At 60.0% G+C, this 16636-nt stretch carries 14 protein-coding genes; 9 read left to right on the top strand and 5 right to left on the bottom strand.

Translation table 11 applies throughout. The features are described 5' to 3' along the window. Positions 1-222: 222 nt before the first annotated feature. Positions 223-1608: an MvaI/BcnI family restriction endonuclease gene (locus tag ACFFFR_RS02235; RefSeq protein ID WP_377457898.1), complete on the top strand. Its 1386-nt coding sequence runs from the start codon at positions 223-225 to the stop codon at positions 1606-1608. Here ACFFFR_RS02235 and dcm read toward each other — a convergent pair whose 3' ends face one another. The 3 genes from dcm to purB all read right to left on the bottom strand — a co-directional run bounded on the left by dcm (position 1609) and on the right by purB (position 5463). Next, positions 1609-2907 (bottom strand): DNA (cytosine-5-)-methyltransferase, encoded by a 1299-nt coding sequence (gene dcm, locus ACFFFR_RS02230; RefSeq protein WP_377457897.1) that lies wholly within the window; start codon positions 2905-2907, stop codon positions 1609-1611. It lies immediately after the preceding gene. A gap of 262 nt (positions 2908-3169) precedes the next feature. After that, entirely contained in the window at positions 3170-3973 is an 804-nt protein-coding gene (locus tag ACFFFR_RS02225) for a flavin reductase family protein (protein ID WP_446686090.1), read from the bottom strand. Positions 3974-4041: 68 nt separating this feature from the next. Then, positions 4042-5463 (bottom strand): adenylosuccinate lyase, encoded by a 1422-nt coding sequence (gene purB / locus ACFFFR_RS02220; protein ID WP_377457895.1) that lies wholly within the window; start codon positions 5461-5463, stop codon positions 4042-4044. A gap of 278 nt (positions 5464-5741) precedes the next feature. On the opposite strand from purB, the gene ACFFFR_RS02215 reads away from it, so the two are divergent. From ACFFFR_RS02215 to ACFFFR_RS02205, 3 genes are all read left to right on the top strand, one after another. After that, positions 5742-6275 (top strand): hypothetical protein, encoded by a 534-nt coding sequence (locus tag ACFFFR_RS02215; RefSeq protein ID WP_377457894.1) that lies wholly within the window; start codon positions 5742-5744, stop codon positions 6273-6275. Positions 6276-6345: 70 nt separating this feature from the next. Continuing rightward, complete coding sequence (locus ACFFFR_RS02210; RefSeq protein WP_377457892.1) at positions 6346-7830, top strand: hypothetical protein; 1485 nt, start codon at positions 6346-6348, stop codon at positions 7828-7830. Between the two features lie 308 nt (positions 7831-8138). After that, positions 8139-9536, top strand: a complete 1398-nt coding sequence (locus ACFFFR_RS02205; RefSeq protein ID WP_377457890.1) for a trimethylamine monooxygenase — start codon at positions 8139-8141, stop codon at positions 9534-9536. Between the two features lie 83 nt (positions 9537-9619). On the opposite strand, the gene ACFFFR_RS02200 is transcribed toward ACFFFR_RS02205, so the two are convergent. Further along, positions 9620-10036, bottom strand: a complete 417-nt coding sequence (locus ACFFFR_RS02200) for a phage holin family protein (RefSeq protein WP_377457889.1) — start codon at positions 10034-10036, stop codon at positions 9620-9622. 161 nt (positions 10037-10197) lie between these two features. Between ACFFFR_RS02200 and ACFFFR_RS02195 the strand changes: the two genes are divergently transcribed. From ACFFFR_RS02195 to ACFFFR_RS02175, 5 genes are all read left to right on the top strand, one after another. Then, positions 10198-11316, top strand: coding sequence for a histidinol-phosphate transaminase (locus tag ACFFFR_RS02195; RefSeq protein ID WP_377457887.1), 1119 nt, complete (start codon positions 10198-10200; stop codon positions 11314-11316). Positions 11317-11497: 181 nt separating this feature from the next. Then, positions 11498-12685 carry a thiamine pyrophosphate-dependent enzyme gene (locus ACFFFR_RS02190; RefSeq protein ID WP_377457885.1) on the top strand — a complete coding sequence of 396 codons (1188 nt, stop codon included), beginning with the start codon at positions 11498-11500 and terminating at the stop codon, positions 12683-12685. 66 nt (positions 12686-12751) lie between these two features. Then, a complete protein-coding gene (locus ACFFFR_RS02185) occupies positions 12752-13726 on the top strand; it encodes an alpha-ketoacid dehydrogenase subunit beta (protein WP_377457985.1) in 975 nt (324 codons plus the stop codon). A gap of 47 nt (positions 13727-13773) precedes the next feature. Continuing rightward, the gene (locus tag ACFFFR_RS02180; RefSeq protein WP_377457883.1) at positions 13774-15198 is read left to right on the top strand and encodes a dihydrolipoamide acetyltransferase family protein; all 1425 of its coding nucleotides are present in this window, start codon (positions 13774-13776) and stop codon (positions 15196-15198) included. Between the two features lie 12 nt (positions 15199-15210). Then, the gene (locus ACFFFR_RS02175; RefSeq protein WP_377457881.1) at positions 15211-16074 is read left to right on the top strand and encodes a TIM barrel protein; all 864 of its coding nucleotides are present in this window, start codon (positions 15211-15213) and stop codon (positions 16072-16074) included. Positions 16075-16101: 27 nt separating this feature from the next. Here ACFFFR_RS02175 and ACFFFR_RS02170 read toward each other — a convergent pair whose 3' ends face one another. Next, a complete protein-coding gene (locus tag ACFFFR_RS02170; RefSeq protein ID WP_377457879.1) occupies positions 16102-16539 on the bottom strand; it encodes an HNH endonuclease signature motif containing protein in 438 nt (145 codons plus the stop codon). Between the last annotated feature and the right edge of the window lie 97 nt (positions 16540-16636).

The raw sequence follows: 16636 nt of genomic DNA, 5'->3' as shown, positions 1-16636 counted from the left end.
CACGCTTTCGGCAACTATTCACGAGGTGTTTAACAAAGCTTCAGGGGATCAGATTCTTTCAATGAACTGGCGATTACCCCATTCGAAACTATGGGTCGGTTACCTAGATGAACGTTGAGAATTTGAGGGGTCATTGGTGAGCAACCTTTGAGTGACAGCGACAAAGTCTAGATACCTGCGTGTACTCCCGAACTACCGCGAGCCGAGATAAGCTCAGTAGTTATGGCAACGGACATTGGAGACTGGGTAGATTCGATCTCTTTAGAGGGAGTTTTGCAGCTTTTGTCTGATTCTGGTTGCGTAACGGGAATTGCAAAAGTTCTTGGGCGGAATAACAACTCCAAACAGCAGCTTTATTTAGCACCAGACTTGGCTAACCTAAGCATGATTCCGATTGGCGAGATCGAGGAATTTGAGACATCGTCACGAAAGCCTGCCAAGAACCGCATCCGTTATCGAACAGGGATTGATTGGTATTGGGTTTCGCCGTCAGGCATGTATCACGCGCCTGAGACCAAACTAATTTATTACCCGCAGTATCCAGAGGTCCGTTTATCTGGGTTCCTAAGTGGTGCAGATGTTGCTCCCCGACACCTGATGGATTATCACGGTCGTGGCAAAGAACCGGGCCGTGTGCTTTTCATGGGCTTCACACCCGAGGAGAATGTCATCTCCGTCGTCGTTGGTGCGGATTCGCCTGCCGCTAAGGAGTTCATGTCTAAGGCTGATGAGGATCCGGATAAGCTTCTCATTCCGCTAAATCTGACAGACTCAAGCGCGCCAACAGTAGTCGACACGAAGCGTGAGCTACTCAGAATTTTAGAGCAGGTATTCCGGAAAGGGCCGATCGCCAGTAAGCAATTGACTGCTGCTGGTGTAGAGGTTGAATGTAGAGGCCCCCGATGCTCTGGGCATACGTTGGAAGCAGAGTTCGGGATCGTTCCTAATGGAGTGCCGGGCCCCGATTTCCTCGACTGGGAACTCAAAACCTTGCAAGGAACGACGCCGAGTAAGGCTGTGACGTTATTTACTCCCCAGCCAGATACGGGAATGTTCCTCGAAGAAGGCTTAGCGAGTTTTGTCTTGAAACACGGGATACTTACTCCAGATGGTAACCGCGTAAATCTCACGGGACGACATTTCCTAGGATCCAAAAAGGTCATGCCTTCGGGCCTTAATCTGCAATTGATCGGGTATCAGCAGGGGAGCAAGCTTAAGGACGATGTCATCGAGCGAGGTGGGGTGCTTGCTTTGGTAGATGCTAAGACTCAAGAAGTCGCTGCTGGCTGGAGCTTTGAGAAGCTTTTGAAGCTCTGGCATGACAAGCATGGAAAAGTTGCTTATGTTCCCAATATTCGTAGGACATGTCCAAAATCGGGGCAACCGTCTTTTGCGTACGGACCTTATGTAGATCTAGCTGAAGGTACATCGTTCAAGCTGCTGTTGCGAGCAATATCGGCTGGCGCAGTCTACTACGATCCAGGAAACAAACTAGAGAGAACAGACTCTAAAGCGCGCTGGGTGCCCAAATATCGTAATCAAATCCGAATCGGATATGGAAAACTCGGACTCCTGTATGACCAAATGGAGCGACATGTGCTTGTCTGATCAAGCTCTTATGAGTGAGTGAGCTAATCGTTTTGAAACATCCGTGAGCAAAGGTACAACTACACTGTTGCCAAACTGTTTGTAAGCTTGGGTATCTGAGACGGGGATCCTGAAATGTTCAGGAAAGCCCATTAGGCGGGCTGCCTCACGAGGGGTGAGCTTCCGGGGAACTTGGTTTTCTCCCCTCGAGATTAGTATTTCTGAACCGTCCTTGTAGTACCGTGCAGACAACGTTCGGGCTACTGAATCTTTGTTGACCATTCCATAGCCAAAGCCATTGCCCGCCGAGCGATGCTTGGCAGCATAGTCCTGCAGATAGCGCCACAGATTGTTCGTCAATGTATACTTTTCCGCTACTGTGGCGTCCGGACCCTCCGTGTAAGGCGATTCAGAAGTTTCCGTCCCGTTTTCCGGATGCAAGACTTCAGCCATAGTTGGCCCTGGGTGTCGATTTCCTCGAATTTGCGGCTGAATGTCGTCAAAATTAAATGCATCACTGCCTATAAACTTCGATGCATCTCTGAACCCCACAATGATGATCCTGTTCCGAGTTTGCGGCACATACGGGGTAGCCGACAATACTCTATAGGTGATGCTGTAACCTAGGTCACTCAGGGTGCGAGAGATGACTTTGAATGTGTGACCCTTGTCATGTGAGACAAGATTTTTCACATTCTCGAGCAAGAACGCTTCGGGCTTTTTCTCTTCAATAATCCGAGCGATGTCGAAGAATAGTGTTCCTTGGGTCTCGTCGAGGAATCCATGTTTGCGTCCTAGTGCATTCTTCTTAGAAACACCCGCGATAGAGAACGGTTGGCAGGGGAATCCTGCAACTAAGACTTCATGGTCGGGAACGTCGGATGCGGCTACCTTCGTAATGTCACCAGCGAAGAGATGACCATCTGAAGTCTTTGTCAGATCTGAAATTGGGCTCGAACCTAGTACGTGTGAAAAGTTAGCAGCATAAGTTTGTTGAGCAAACTTGTCCCACTCCGACGTAAAAACACATTCTCCCCCAGCCGATTCCATCGCAAGACGGGTGCCGCCTATTCCGGCGAATAGATCGATGAAACGAAACTTTGCACTCGAAGACGATACATGGCTAGAAGGCACAAACCCATATTGAAGCTCAAGTCTCGAAAGAGTGTCATCAAGAATCTTTGGTGGTGTAGAGAGCGAATTTATCCAGCGATTGAGCGTTTTCGGCGTGATCTTTAGGTCTGAAGCTAATTGCTGCTTGCCGACAAGTTGCTGCAAGCTAAGCAGTCGTTCCATCTGCGCCGAAGTTTCTACCGACAATGTCGCTCCTAGTCCGTGGGGAATTAAATGGACAATATGTCTATATTATTCCCCACCGCCTACAGGTTAAGGGAAGGCTGGTCCTACAGACCAGTTTGTTTGAGATTCAGGTGAAAACGACCTAATCCCACCCAAGCTTGTCGGTTTCCTAGATCGCCAAATATGTCTGCATGGAATGCCGTATGTCGTCCATGCGGTGAAATAAGAATTCTTACCAAGAGCCTAGCCACTTGGCATTTGCTAGTTCATTAGCCTAGATGTCTCAGCCGTGATCCAGAGTGGCGAATATTGGGTCGAAATCAACTTTGAAGGAGCTATAAAGAACATCAATTTCTGTTGCCCCGACTGTAATTGAGTCGGCGATCAGATCTGACACAGTTGTTTCGGAGCTGCAACCGACTGACCTTGTCGATTCAATGAGTCTAGGACGTGGAAGTATTTCTATAGCCGACACTCCGCGTCTTGTTGGCGCGAGTGCGCAACTACTGGTCGGCTCCACATCTGCGGTCGTGGACGCTCTAGGTGTANGAGTATCTCTCAGATCCGGGGCCTCAAGAACCTCGCCGAGGGTGCCCCACTCGTTGCGGCCCAGCCGAGTCAGTGGCGCCAGCTTTTTGGCATCAGGTAGTACGCGGTCCCGGTCATCGTGACGCAGCACGGCGTTGTCGATCTCAATGTGGACCACTTCGCCCAGCACCAGCTGACCCGCCCCCACCTCGACCACATCGTGCAGGGTGCACTCGATGGAAACCGGGGTGTTCGCTAGCCGGGGGACCGACACGATAGTGGACGGCTCAGTCTCCAACCCGAGGGCGGCAATCTCCGACTCCTCGGGCGGGAAGTTGGCCGAGGACTCATTACAGATATGGAACTCGGGCTCGGTCGGGATGTGGACCACGAATTCTTTGGTCGCGTTGATGTTGTTCAAGGTGTCCTTGAACCCCACCGAAGAAAATGCCAGCACCGGAGGCTTCGGGGATACCAGATTGAAGAACGAATGCGGTGCCAAATTCAACACCCCATCGGCTGAGGCGGACACCACCCACGCGATCGGCCGCGGGATCACCGCCGCCTTCAGGACGTTGAAGAACTCAGGCGGGGTGAAATCCTCCGGACGGTAAACTCTGCGCTCACTCACGCCGAGTACTCCTGAGCCAGCTGCGCGGCCACACCGATGTAGCGGTCCGGGGTCAGTTTCAACAGGCGAGCCTCAGCGTCGGCCGGCAGACCGAGGGAGGAGACGAACTCCTGCATCCGTTCGGCATCCACGCGGTGCCCACGAGTCAGATCCTTCAACCGCTCGTACGGGTTCTCCATACCCTCGGCGCCACCAAGGCCCTCGGCGCGCATCACGGTCTGGATCGCTTCGCCCAGCACCTCCCAGTTCTGGTCTAGGTCCTCGGCCAACCGGTCGGTGTCCACCGCCAGCTGTCCCAGGCCCTTGAGCACATTGGACAGCGCCAGCACCGAGTGGCCATACGCCACCCCGATATTGCGCTGGGAGGAAGAGTCAGTCAGATCGCGCTGCCAGCGGGACTGGACCAGCGTCGCGCCCAGAGTGTTCAGCAAGCCGTTGGAGATCTCCAAGTTCGCCTCGGCGTTCTCAAAACGGATCGGGTTGACCTTGTGCGGCATGGTGGAAGAACCGGTGGCACCCTCCACCGGGATCTGCTTGAAGTACCCGATGGAGATGTAGGACCAAATATCCACCGCGAAGGAGTGCAGGATCTGGTTGAACCGGGCGATGTCGGCGTACAGCTCGGCCTGCCAGTCGTGGTTCTCGATCTGCGTGGTCAGCGGGTTCCAGGTCAGTCCCAGCCCGGAAACGAAGGTCCGGGAAATCTCTTGCCAGTCCACAGCCGGGGCTGCCGCCACGTGTGCGGCATAGGTGCCGGTCGCGCCATTGATCTTGCCTAGGTATTGCTGGTTCTCGATCCGGTTGATCTGCCGGCCCAGACGGTAGGCGAACACCGCCATCTCTCGGCCCAGCGTGGTCGGGGTGGCTGGCTGGCCGTGGGTGCGGGAGAGCATCGGAGTCTCGGCGTGCTCGGCCGCCATCTCCTTGATCTTTGCGACGACGTCCTTGGCCGCAGGCAGCCACACCTCTTCGGTGGCGTCCTTAATGCCCAGCGCGTAGGAAAGGTTGTTGATGTCCTCGGAGGTGCACGCAAAGTGCACCAGCGGGATCAGTTCCGCCAAGCCTAGTGCTTCCAAGCGGCGGCCGATGTAGTACTCGACGGCCTTCACATCGTGCACCGTCACGGCCTCGATCTCCGCCAATTCCTTGGCCGAATCCGCATCGAAGTCCAGCACGATGGCGCGCAGACCATCCTTCTGCTCGGCGCTCAGCGGGGACAGGCCCGGCAGCACGGAGCGCTCGCACAGGTGAATGAACCACTCCACTTCCACGTGGATGCGGTCACGGTTCAGCGCCGCCTCAGACAGGTAGTCCACCAGTGGCGCTGCGGCCGAACGGTAGCGACCATCCAGCGGCCCAAGGGCGATGTCGGTGCTGGCAAGGCGGGTGCGGCCATCGGCAATACGGTCAGAACTCACGGCAGTAAGACTCCTTGGAGGCAGGGTAGGTGGCGATAATCGCTCCCATTCTCCCACTTTTGTGCGCAAGGTGTCGCTTCCCCCAACATCCATGACGCGTACGAGGGCGAGGCGAGTGCCGCACACGGGCGTTCGTTTCAGCTCTGCGGACCCTCCACATGATGACCGGCTTACCGATTGCATCCACGTCCTCCAGGCCAAGCCCTGCTATCCCGGGGTCCACACTGGCAACCTCGATGAGGAAGCGCGCACATCGAAGCAGAACGGAGCCAGCGTCCATGTTGCAAGAGGAGATCAAGGCGGTACTGACCGGCACCGTGGCCGTGGTCAGCGCCCAACAGCAGCTCGTGCACGCCACAGCCGTCGCCGCACTGGCCCACCTCAATGCAGAAATCGACGCCGCGCTGCGGCCGCTGAAACAACTCCGAGCGCACCTCGTCGCCGCCGAACCGTCCCTGTTCACGGCCGTTAGAACCGGAGCCAGGGCCGGCAATATTCACTGGCAGTCAAGGGCCGCCAACGCCTTCCGCAGCGCCCTGTCCCTGCACCAGTTGGACCTAGGTGCGCTGACCAAACAGCACGCCGCCCACCTCCGCTGGATCGACCAGCAACTCCTAGCCCTAGAGCGGACCGCCCGCGCACTCACCCTGACCCACCCCATCGTGCTAGCCATGGCAGCCGTCCAGCTGGCCGGGATAGAACTGACTGCAGCGGTGGGCAACACCGTCAGCCAAGCTGCGGCCGCGGTCCCGGAAGCCATCACCATCCCCGTGCCCGTACCCATCAACGTCGCCGGGGCTCACCATGGTTAAGTCGATCGTTGCGAGCCTTGGCACCGGCATGGCAGGAAACGGGGTTGTGGTCCACGGTGGGCCAAATTCCGTGAGCGCTGTTCTCGAAGAACTCGGCACCGCCTCCATTGCGCTCAAGGCTGTGTCCACCTCGCTCAACGGCTACCAGAGCCACCTTGTGAGGGCCCAACTGTTGAACATCACCAATCCGCCACCCCGGATCGCCCTCCTTGCCCCCTGGTGGGGCGCGGCCATGCTCAGCTGCACCAACACGCTGACCCAACTCCAAGCCGGTGCCACGAAGACCCAAGCGCAAGCCGCGCTCATCGCGGCCGGGCTCACCCGGGCAAAAGAAGCGTACGCACGCGTTGAGCTGGAGGTCGCCCGCAGCTTCAACGAACTCAACAAGTACCCGGCGCTACTGCGTTCCGTCACCGCCATCGCAACAGGTAACAGGCCCGGCGGCCGAGACGTGGAAACCGTCATCGAAAACATGCCCGCCTATGCCGGCGACCTGCTCTACCTAGCGACCCCGCTGGCCTTCAGCATCGGCACCCTCGTCGGCGGTCCCGCCGGCGGACTGATCCTTGGCGGTGCCGCGCGAGCCGGGGCCCACGTGCTGCCCCAACTGCGGCACAAACGCTACGGCGGGCTCTTCGACCGCACCGTCGCGGACCGGCTCTACGGTGTCATCACCAAGACCGGCGGGCAAGCGCTGCGGCTCTCCGTAGAACCGGTCGAGGTCGCGGCCATCAGCCAACCCACATCCCACAGGGTGGATGCCAGTTTCTCCGGGCTCATGGCCCTGGTGCCCACCAATGACGGGACCGACGCCGGCAGCATCACCATCAGCACCATCAACAAGGCCGACGGAACCACCCATACCGTCATCGCGTTCCCGGGTACCGAGGGCGCGGCCGCCGCCGAGGCCTCGGGTGGAACCTCACCGTTCTCCATCAACGGACTGGCCGAAGCCACCACGCTCGGCAGCCAGCACGTCAACGCTGGTGTCATGGAAGCACTCGAACAGACGGCCATCCCTGCCGGCAGCACCGTGACCCTGATCGGCTTCAGCCAAGGCGGTAAGCACGCCATGAACTTGGCCGCAGACGAACGATTCGCCAAGAAATACAAAACCCAGATGGTGATCACCGCCGGGTCCCCGGTGGCACAGACAGCAGCGCAGCTACCCACCTCCGTCAAGACTCTGCACCTAGAACACAAGGATGACCCGGTACCCGGGCTCGATGGCGCCGCCAACCCACATTCCATCAACCGGATCACTCTAGGTCTGTCCGGTTACGCGGTCCCCACATCCAAGGACACCGTGTTCGGTGCCGGCCACAACTTCGACAACTACGTCGCCACGTTGCGCTCGGTCGAGGCGCAAAACCTCCCGGACCTGCACGCGCACCAAGCCCAATTGGCTCAATCGCTGGGCACACAGACTCCAGCGGGGACTGCTCCTGCGGACGGCATTGTCGAGGTCAGCACACAGACCGTAAAGCTGCGCCACATCAGCGCCAAAGAAGCGGAGCTGCAGGGCGGCCCACACCTTCTTCAGCAGCGCCAATAAGTGCAACACACATACAAAAGTCACTTCAAATCCCTGCTGAAAAACTCATTTTTGTGGTGAAAAATTCTCGGGCAAAAACCTTTGAGGTCGTCAGAATTAGCTTATATATCAGTAATATGCTAGAATCGTATATGATCTTCCCGGTGAGATAGTCCGGATTCCACCTGAAGTGTGAGTGCCGTATGGTCGGCCCCCTTCAGGCAGCGCGGTCGCAAATGAAATGTGCGTGGCGCCGCGTTAACAGTCGTCGTGCGAGGACGACATGTCGCATGTCAGAAATGCCCTAAATATGGGCGGAAAAGGATATTTTGACCAAGCGTATTGCCATTATTGGTGCAGGCCCGAGTGGTATGGCACAGTTGCGTGCCTTCGAATCGGCGAAGGCCCAAGGCGTCGACATCCCAGAACTGGTTTGCTACGAAAAACAGGACGATTGGGGTGGCCAGTGGAACTTCAGCTGGCGCACCGGTGTTGACCAGTACGGTGAACCAGTGCACTCCTCCATGTATCGCAACCTCTGGTCCAACGGGCCAAAGGAAGCATTGGAGTTCGCCGAGTACAGCTTCGACGAGCACTTCGGCAAACCCATTTCTTCATACCCGCCACGTGAAGTGCTGTGGGACTACATCAACGGTCGTGCCGAAAAATCCGGTGTCAAGGACTATGTACAGTTCGCTACCGCAGTGCGCTGGGTGGACTACGACGAGGACGCCGGCACCTTCGCCGTGACGGTGGAGGACCTCAAGACCGGCAAGACCAGCACGGACACCTTCGACCACGTCATCGTCGGCTCCGGTCACTTTTGGAGCCCAAACACTCCGGAGTTTGAGGGAATTGAGACATTCCCGGGTTACCTCGTCCACGCGCATGACTTCCGCGGGGCAGAAAACCTAGCCGGCAAGGACGTCCTGCTGATCGGTGCCAGCTACTCGGCGGAAGATATTGGTGTGCAGGCGTTCAAGATGGGCGCAGACACCGTCACCTTCTCCTACCGGACCGAACCCATGGGCTTCGACTGGCCCAAAGGCATGGAAGAGCTGCCCCTGGTGAGCCGTTTTGAGGGCTCGACGGCGCACTTCTCCAACGGTGAGACCCGCAGCTTCGACGCGGTCATTCTGTGCACCGGGTACAACCACAACTACCCGTTCCTGCCGCAAGATTTGGCCCTAGACTCACCGAACAACCTCTACCCGGACACCCTGTACCGGGGCGTTGTCTCCGAGCACAACAACAAACTGTTCTACCTCGGCGCCCAAGACCAGTGGTTCACGTTCAACATGTTTGACGCCCAGGCCTGGTACGTCCGTGACGTGATTCTCGGTCGGATCCAGCTGCCGTCCAAGGAAGAGCAACGCCAGCACATGGACCAATGGCTGGGCCGGTTTGGTCGCCTGAAATCCGGCGACGACGAGATCGACTTCCAAGCCGATTACGTCCGCGACCTGATTGAGCAGACCGATTACCCGATGTTCGATCTGGACGAGGTCGCCCGCATCTTCAAGTCGTGGCAGCAAGACAAGATGGAGAACATCTTGGGCTACCGCGACCGCACTTACCGCTCAGTGATGACCGGAACCATGGCCGCGGAGCACCACACCCCGTGGCTGCGCGAACTCGACGCCAGCCTCACCCGCTACCTCTCCGAACCGGAGCAGGACGAAATTGCTGACATGCTCGCTGGCCGCCGCACCGGCAGCAAGCACTAATCAGCCACGCACAGCAATGCCCCCGGAAAGCTACCTGCTACACGGTAGCCTTCCGGGGGCATTGCCCTGTCTGCATATTCGTCTTACTCTGCCGGGCCCAGTCTGCGGGTGAAGAAATCCAGCACCGCTGATGTCAGGGAGATGATGATGCTGGCGCCCAGACCCCACCAGAAGTTCTCCACGCTGAGCACCGCAGGAGTGTATTCGGATAGCCAGGCGGTCAGCAGGACCATCAGCGTGTTGATGACGAGGGCGAACAGGCCCAGCGTCAGGCAGGTCAGCGGCAGGGACAAAAACTTCACGATGGGACGCACCAGCGCGTTCACCACACCAAAAATCAGCCCGACCAGCAAGAAGGCGAGCACGTTCGCGAGGGTCTCATCACCGCCGATGGCCTCCACCATGCCGGCGGAAGCGGTCAGGTCCACTCCCGTGAGCACGAGGACGGCGACGGCCAGCGCCAACGCGTTGATGATCACTTGGACAATGATTCGGATCATAGGCCAATAATTTCACAAAGTGTCTGCCCGCAGCAGCTTCATCGAAGAAAAAATAGGGAGTTTAGGGCACAGCTCTGAGCAAAAACGTGATCTGCGACATAGGCTGTTGTCTAAACGTTTCGCGAACTATCGCCCCACCACACCCGCAAGGAGTCACACGGATGAGCAACCAGCCAGCACAGCACCACGGTGTCTACCCCCGCCCGGTACTGGGGCAGTTGCCCAAATACGCCGCCGGCAAGGTGGCCACCCCCGTGGAGGGGCTGACCCCGTACAAGCTCTCCTCCAACGAGAACCCGTTCGGCCCGGTCCCGGCCGTCCATAAGGTCCTTGCGGAGTTCACCGACTATTGCCGGTACCCGGACCCGATGAGCACTGCCCTGCGCGAGCGGATCGGCACGCACTTGGGTGTGCCTGCCGATGACATCGTTACCGGCGCCGGTTCGCTCGGTGCCTTGACCCAGCTGATCTCCACCTTCGCCGGCACCAACGAGGACGGCAGCAAGGATGAGGTCATCTACCCGTGGCGTTCCTTCGAGGCCTACCCCATCGTGGTCCGCACCGCCGGCGCCCAAGATGTCCAGATCCCGTTGCTCCCGGACCACCGCCACGACTTGGACGCCATGGCCGCCGCCATCAATGAGCGCACCCGGGTCATCATCCTGTGCACCCCGAACAACCCGACCGGGCCGGTGCTGACCACCGCCGAGGTCGAGGACTTCATGGCCAAGGTCCCCAACCACGTGCTCGTCATCCTCGATGAGGCCTACCTGGAGTTCATCCGCGACGAGAACGCCGTCGAGGGCGTGGAAATGTACCGCAAGTACCCGAATCTGGTCGCACTGCGGACTTTCTCCAAGGCACATGGGCTGGCCAACCTGCGCGTCGGCTACAGCCTGTCGAACCCGGACCTGACCCAATACCTGCGGGTCATCCAGACCCCGTTTGCCGTCTCCACCGTGGCGTCCAACGCCGCCATCGCCTCCCTAGATGCCATCGAAGAGGTCATGGAACGGGTCAATCAGGTGGTCGCCGAACGCGATCGTGTTCAGGCCGGTCTTGCGGAGCTGGGTTGGGATATCCCCGAATCGCACGCCAACTTCGTCTGGTTGCCGATGGGGGAGCGCACCCAGGAGTTCGCGGCCAAGGCCGACGAAGTTGCGCTGTCTCTACGCGCCTTCGGCGATGAAGGATTGCGGGTCTCCATTGGTGAGGTCGAAGCCAACGACCGCTTCCTGCAACTGTGCGCGGATAACCGCGACTTCCTAGCCGCAGACTAAACCCGCGTGCCCGCAGCGGCTGGGTCCGAAGAGGGGCTAGTGCGCATCGAAAAGCGCGATTTTGTAAGGAAGTCACAAAATCGACGGAACAATCCTGAAACCAAAATGTTCCGACTTTGGCAGGCGAAGCCCGATACGCTGAAGAGAAGGTTAAATCTCTGCCGCCTACAAAGGAGCCTGAGTGCCCGCAAGTTCTGAGCCCAACAACGTGGCGCCCCGACCCGAGCTGGAACAGACTGTGCCCATGGTGCAGCTGCTCAGCGAGGACGGCACCTACACCGCCGATGACCGTTTCTCCCCCTATCTTGAGGGGCTCGACGATGCCGGTAAGATCCAGCTCTACCGCAACATGGTCATTCCGCGGCGATTGGACCAGGAAGCTACCTCTTTGCAGCGGCAGGGTCAGCTGGTGCTCTGGGCGCCGGGCCAGGGCCAGGAGGCCGGTCAGGCGGGACTGGTCGCGGCACTAGAGGACCGGGACTACATTTTCCCGACCTACCGGGAGCACACCATGGCCCACGCCCGTGGCGTGGACATGGGTGCGCTGATGCGCCTGTTCCGTGGCGTCGCCCACGGCGGCTGGGACTCGGCCGCGCACAACTTCCAGATCTACACGCTGGTGCTGGCCGCCCAATCCCTGCACGCCACCGGCTACGCGATGGGCATTGCCCGGGACCAGCAAGACTGGGACGCGGACAAGCTCGCGTCCGAGGGCACCATCTCGGTGGCCTGTTTTGGTGATGGCGCGTCCTCCGAGGGCGATGTCCACGAATCCATGGTCTTCGCCTCTTCGTACAAACTGCCGATCATCTTCTTCCTGCAGAACAACCAGTGGGCCATCTCCGTGCCGGCGGATACCCAGTCCCGCTTCCCGTTTGCGTTGCGCGCCAAGGGCTACGGGTTCGAGGGGATCCGTTTTGACGGTAACGACGCCCTCGCCGCCTACGCCGTCGGCCGCTACGCCGCCGAACAGGCCCGCACCGGCAACGGGCCGGTGCTGCTGGAGTCCTACACCTACCGCATGGGCGCCCACACCACGGCGGATGACCCCACCAAATACCGGACCAAGGACGAAGAAGTCGACTGGTCCACCAAGTGCCCCATCGCCCGCTACGAGAAATACCTGCGGGCAGAAGGTCTGCTGACCGATGAGGACGTGCAAAAGTTCCAGGACGAGGCCGAAGAGGCAGCCATGGCGCTGCGCGAAGCGGCACTGGCCGCCAAACCAGAGTCGATGGCAACCTACTTCGATCAGGTTTACGCCGAGCCGCACGCACTGATCGAACAAGAAAAGCGCTGGCATCTGGAGTATCAGGCCTCCTTCGCCGATGAAGAATCCGGCGGCAGCGACGCTGAGGGGCAGGCCTAAGAGATGAATACCAACACACAGCACACCGCGAAACCAACCTCCGCCCAGAACTCCCACGCCGAAGACGTGGTGGAGCTGACCGTCGCCAAGGCCATCAACTTGGCGCTGCGCCACGAGTTGGAAAGCGACGAAAAAGTCATGCTAATGGGCGAGGATATCGGCTCGCTCGGCGGTGTCTACCGCATCACCGAGGGCTTGAAGGCCGACTTCGGACCGCTGCGCGTGGTCGACTCCCCGCTGGCTGAGTCCGGCATCGTCGGCACCGGCATCGGGTTGGCCATCCGCGGCTACAAACCGGTGTTGGAGATCCAGTTTGACGGGTTCGTGTTCCCCGCCTTCAACCAGATCACCACCCAGTTGGCCAAGATGCACTCCCGCAGCGGCGGCAAAATCACCGCGCCGGTGACCATCCGGATCCCGTACGGCGGTGGCATCGGTTCCGTGGAGCACCACTCCGAGTCCCCGGAAGCCTTGTTCGCGCACACCGCTGGGCTGCGCATCCTGACCCCGTCCAACGCGCATGACGCCTACTGGCTGACCCGGCAGGCCATCCAGTCCGCGGACCCGGTCATCATTTTCGAGCCCAAGCGCCGCTACTGGCTCAAAGGCAAGGTCAATCTTGCCTCCCCGGAACTGCCCCGAGAGGCCGCCCAAGTGGTTCGGGAAGGCACCGACGCGACTATCGCCTGCTACGGCCCGCTGGTGCCGGTGGCGTTGGCCGCAGCGCTGGCCGCCGAGGAAGAGAATAAATCCGTGGAGGTCATTGACTTACGCAGCATCTCCCCGGTGGACTACGTCACCCTGGCTCACTCCGTGGAGAAGACCGGCCGCATGATCGTGGCGCACGAGGCCCCGACCTTCGGCGGCATCGGCGGCGAGATCGCCTCCCGGCTGACCGAAGAACTCTTCCTCGCCCTCGAAGCCCCCATCGTCCGGGTGGGCGGCTTCCACATGCCGTACCCGGCCGCGGCCATCGAGGACCAGTACCTACCGGACATCGACCGCATGCTGGAGGCCCTAGACCGTGTCTTCAGCTACTAGAAGCGACGTGCAAACAGCTCCGACCGCCGCAGAAGTGAGAAGCAAGAGTGCAAACCTTTAACCTGCCCGATGTGGGAGAAGGCCTGACCGAGGCGGAGATCGTCTCTTGGAAGGTCTCCCGTGGTGACACCGTGACCCTGAACCAGGTGCTGGTGGAGATCGAGACCGCCAAGTCCTTGGTGGAACTACCCTCCCCGTACGCCGGGACCGTGGACGCGTTGCTGGTGTCCGAGGGTGAGACCGTCGATGTCGGTTCCCCCATCATCCGGATTGCGACCGGTGCCGCCGAGGACAACCAGATCGAATTGCCGGTTCCAGGGGACGACGTGGCGGCCGCAACCGGCCCCGCCGAGGCAGAAGCGGTGGCCGAAGACGCCCAACCGCAGGGCCAGGCGCTCGTCGGATCCGGCCCCAAGGCGGACGCCGTCAAACGCCGTCGCCGCCGCAACCGGCCCGCTGCCGGGGCTGCCAGTCCGAAGCGGGACGCAAGCCAAAAAGCTCAGGCCACCGCGCATCTTCCGCTGCAAGACCCAACCCTGGTGACCACCGATGACCGGGCCAACTTTGTGCCCGGCCGGGTCGCCGCGCTCTGGGGCAAAGTCATGGCCAAGCCCCCGGTACGCCGGATTGCCAAGGAACTGGGCATCAACATCGCGGACGTGACCGGCACCGGTGCCCGGGGCGAGGTCACCCGCGAGGACGTGGAAAACTACCTGCTGGAGCGGGACCGCAATTTGGAGGCGGCCCCCACCTTCTGGATGCCGGAGACCGCCGGTCAAGATCAGCGCGTGGAGCGGGTACCGGTCAAGGGCGTGCGCAAAGCGACCGCCAAGGCCGTGGCGGATTCGGCGTTCAGCGCCCCACACGTGTCCATCTTCGTCGACGTGGATGCTTCCCGCACCATGGAGTTTGTCCAACGCCTGAAAGAGTCCAAGGACTTCGAGGGCGTCAAGGTCACCCCGCTGCTGATTTTGGCCAAGGCCGTGATTTGGGCGGCCGCGCGCAACCCGCACGTGAATGCCTCCTGGACCGACGAGGAGATCCTCGTCAAGCGCTACATGAACCTCGGCATCGCGGCCGCTACCCCGCGGGGTCTGCTGGTGCCGAACATCAAGAACGCGCACGAGCTTTCCCTGAAGGAACTGGCCATCGAGCTGAACAACCTCGCGCGCCGGGCCCGGGACGGGAAGACCCAGCCGGCGGAGATGTCCGATGGCACGATCTCCATCACCAACATCGGTGCGCTCGGGATCGACATCGGTACCCCGATCATCAACAAGGGCGAGGTCGCTATTGTGGCCTTCGGTACCATCAAGCAGAAGCCGTGGGTGGTTTCCGGGGAGGTCATCCCGCGTTGGATCACCACCCTTGGTGGCTCCTTTGACCACCGCGTGGTGGATGGGGACCTGTCCGCCCGCTTCATGGCCGACGTCGCCGCCATCATGGAAGAGCCGGCACTGCTGCTGGAGTAGGGGCGCACACCCGTGACACACCAGTTGGCCGTCATGAACTCCACGCTGCCGGCCTTGCTGCCGGCCCAGTTCGCTGCGGCCGCGGCCGATGCCGGCTACGAATCCGTCTCGCTGCGGATCGCGACCAGTCGTGCCGGGGAACCGTTCCGGCTGCTGCCCGGCAGCCCGGAGCTGGCCCAGACCAAGCAGGTCTTGGCGGATCGCGGGCTTTCTGTCTTGGATCTGGAGTTCGTCACCTTCACCGCCAAGACGCGGCCCGAACACTGGCGGTGGATGGTTGAGACCGCCGTCGAGCTGGGTGCCAAGTACTTGAACGCCGGCTGCAAGCATGAGGACCGGGAGCTGTTCGCCGAACAGGTGGCTGCGCTGGACGCCGCCGCCGGCGAGGCTGAAATCAGGGTCTTGTTAGAACCCATCAAGTTCTACTCCACGGTGGATTACCAGGAGATGGCCCAACTCGCGCAGAACCTGCCGAATACGGGCATCTTGTTGGACGCGCTGCAGTTGTACCGGTTCGCGGTGCGTGCCGCCGATGACATATCTGCTGACACCTCTGGTGACACGGTGGAGCAGTTGCGTGAACGAGCCGCCGCAGATGTCCTAGCCGTCGCAGACCACACCGGTGTCTTCCAGCTGTGCGATATGGCGGTGCTGGATGCTCCGGCCGAGGATCCCGAGTTCTTCGAGCGCGAGGCCCGGTTCGAGCGCCCGTTGCCGGGCACCGGCATCGTCGATATTTCAGGAATCGTGCGGTTGCTGCCGGAGCAGACTCCGATCAGTATTGAGTCGCCCAATATGGAGGCGGCGCGTCAGCACGGGAACGTCGGTTATCTAGCGGAGCTACGGCGCCGTGCCCAGCAGATCTTGGGACACTGACCGAGCTTGGCCCGTTCCTTTCCTTGATTAGAAGGGTGGCTCGACTGTGTTTTCAACACGGTAGGCTTCCCACGCTTTCGGGTCCATGGGGAAAGGCGGCGTACTGGTTCGTCGCTGTCCGCTGCGGGGGTCTTCGAACGTCAAAGAACCATCTCCGGCCTCGGGCTCAAACTGATCTCGATACCAACCCGCCGTTTTGCCGCGATGATGCTCGGGGCATTTGGCCACCATCTCTGCGTACCCGGTATGACCACCATTGGCCCACGGGTCGACGTGATCCATTTCCGCTGCGGCAGCGGGCCGTTCACAACCCGGATGTCGGCACTGCTGGTCGCGAAGCATGATCAGCTCCCGGATATGGGCGGGAACGCGGTAGCTCTTGCGTCCGACGCCGAGGGGGTAACCAGTGATCGGGTCAGTGAGCACAGCCCGGAAGGCGGTGGCGCGACCGATTAATTGGCTCATCGTAAAAATGCGTGTAGTTGGGTTCGGAATCCGCCGGTGTCGAGCAGTGCTCTGGTGATGTAGTGGGTGAGGTTTCTGAAGCCCAGGGCGGTGCCGC

Source organism: Micrococcoides hystricis, from assembly GCF_042434215.1.
GTDB classification, from domain to species: domain Bacteria; phylum Actinomycetota; class Actinomycetes; order Actinomycetales; family Micrococcaceae; genus Micrococcoides; species Micrococcoides hystricis.
This window is presented reverse-complemented; position numbering and strand designations above follow the sequence as displayed.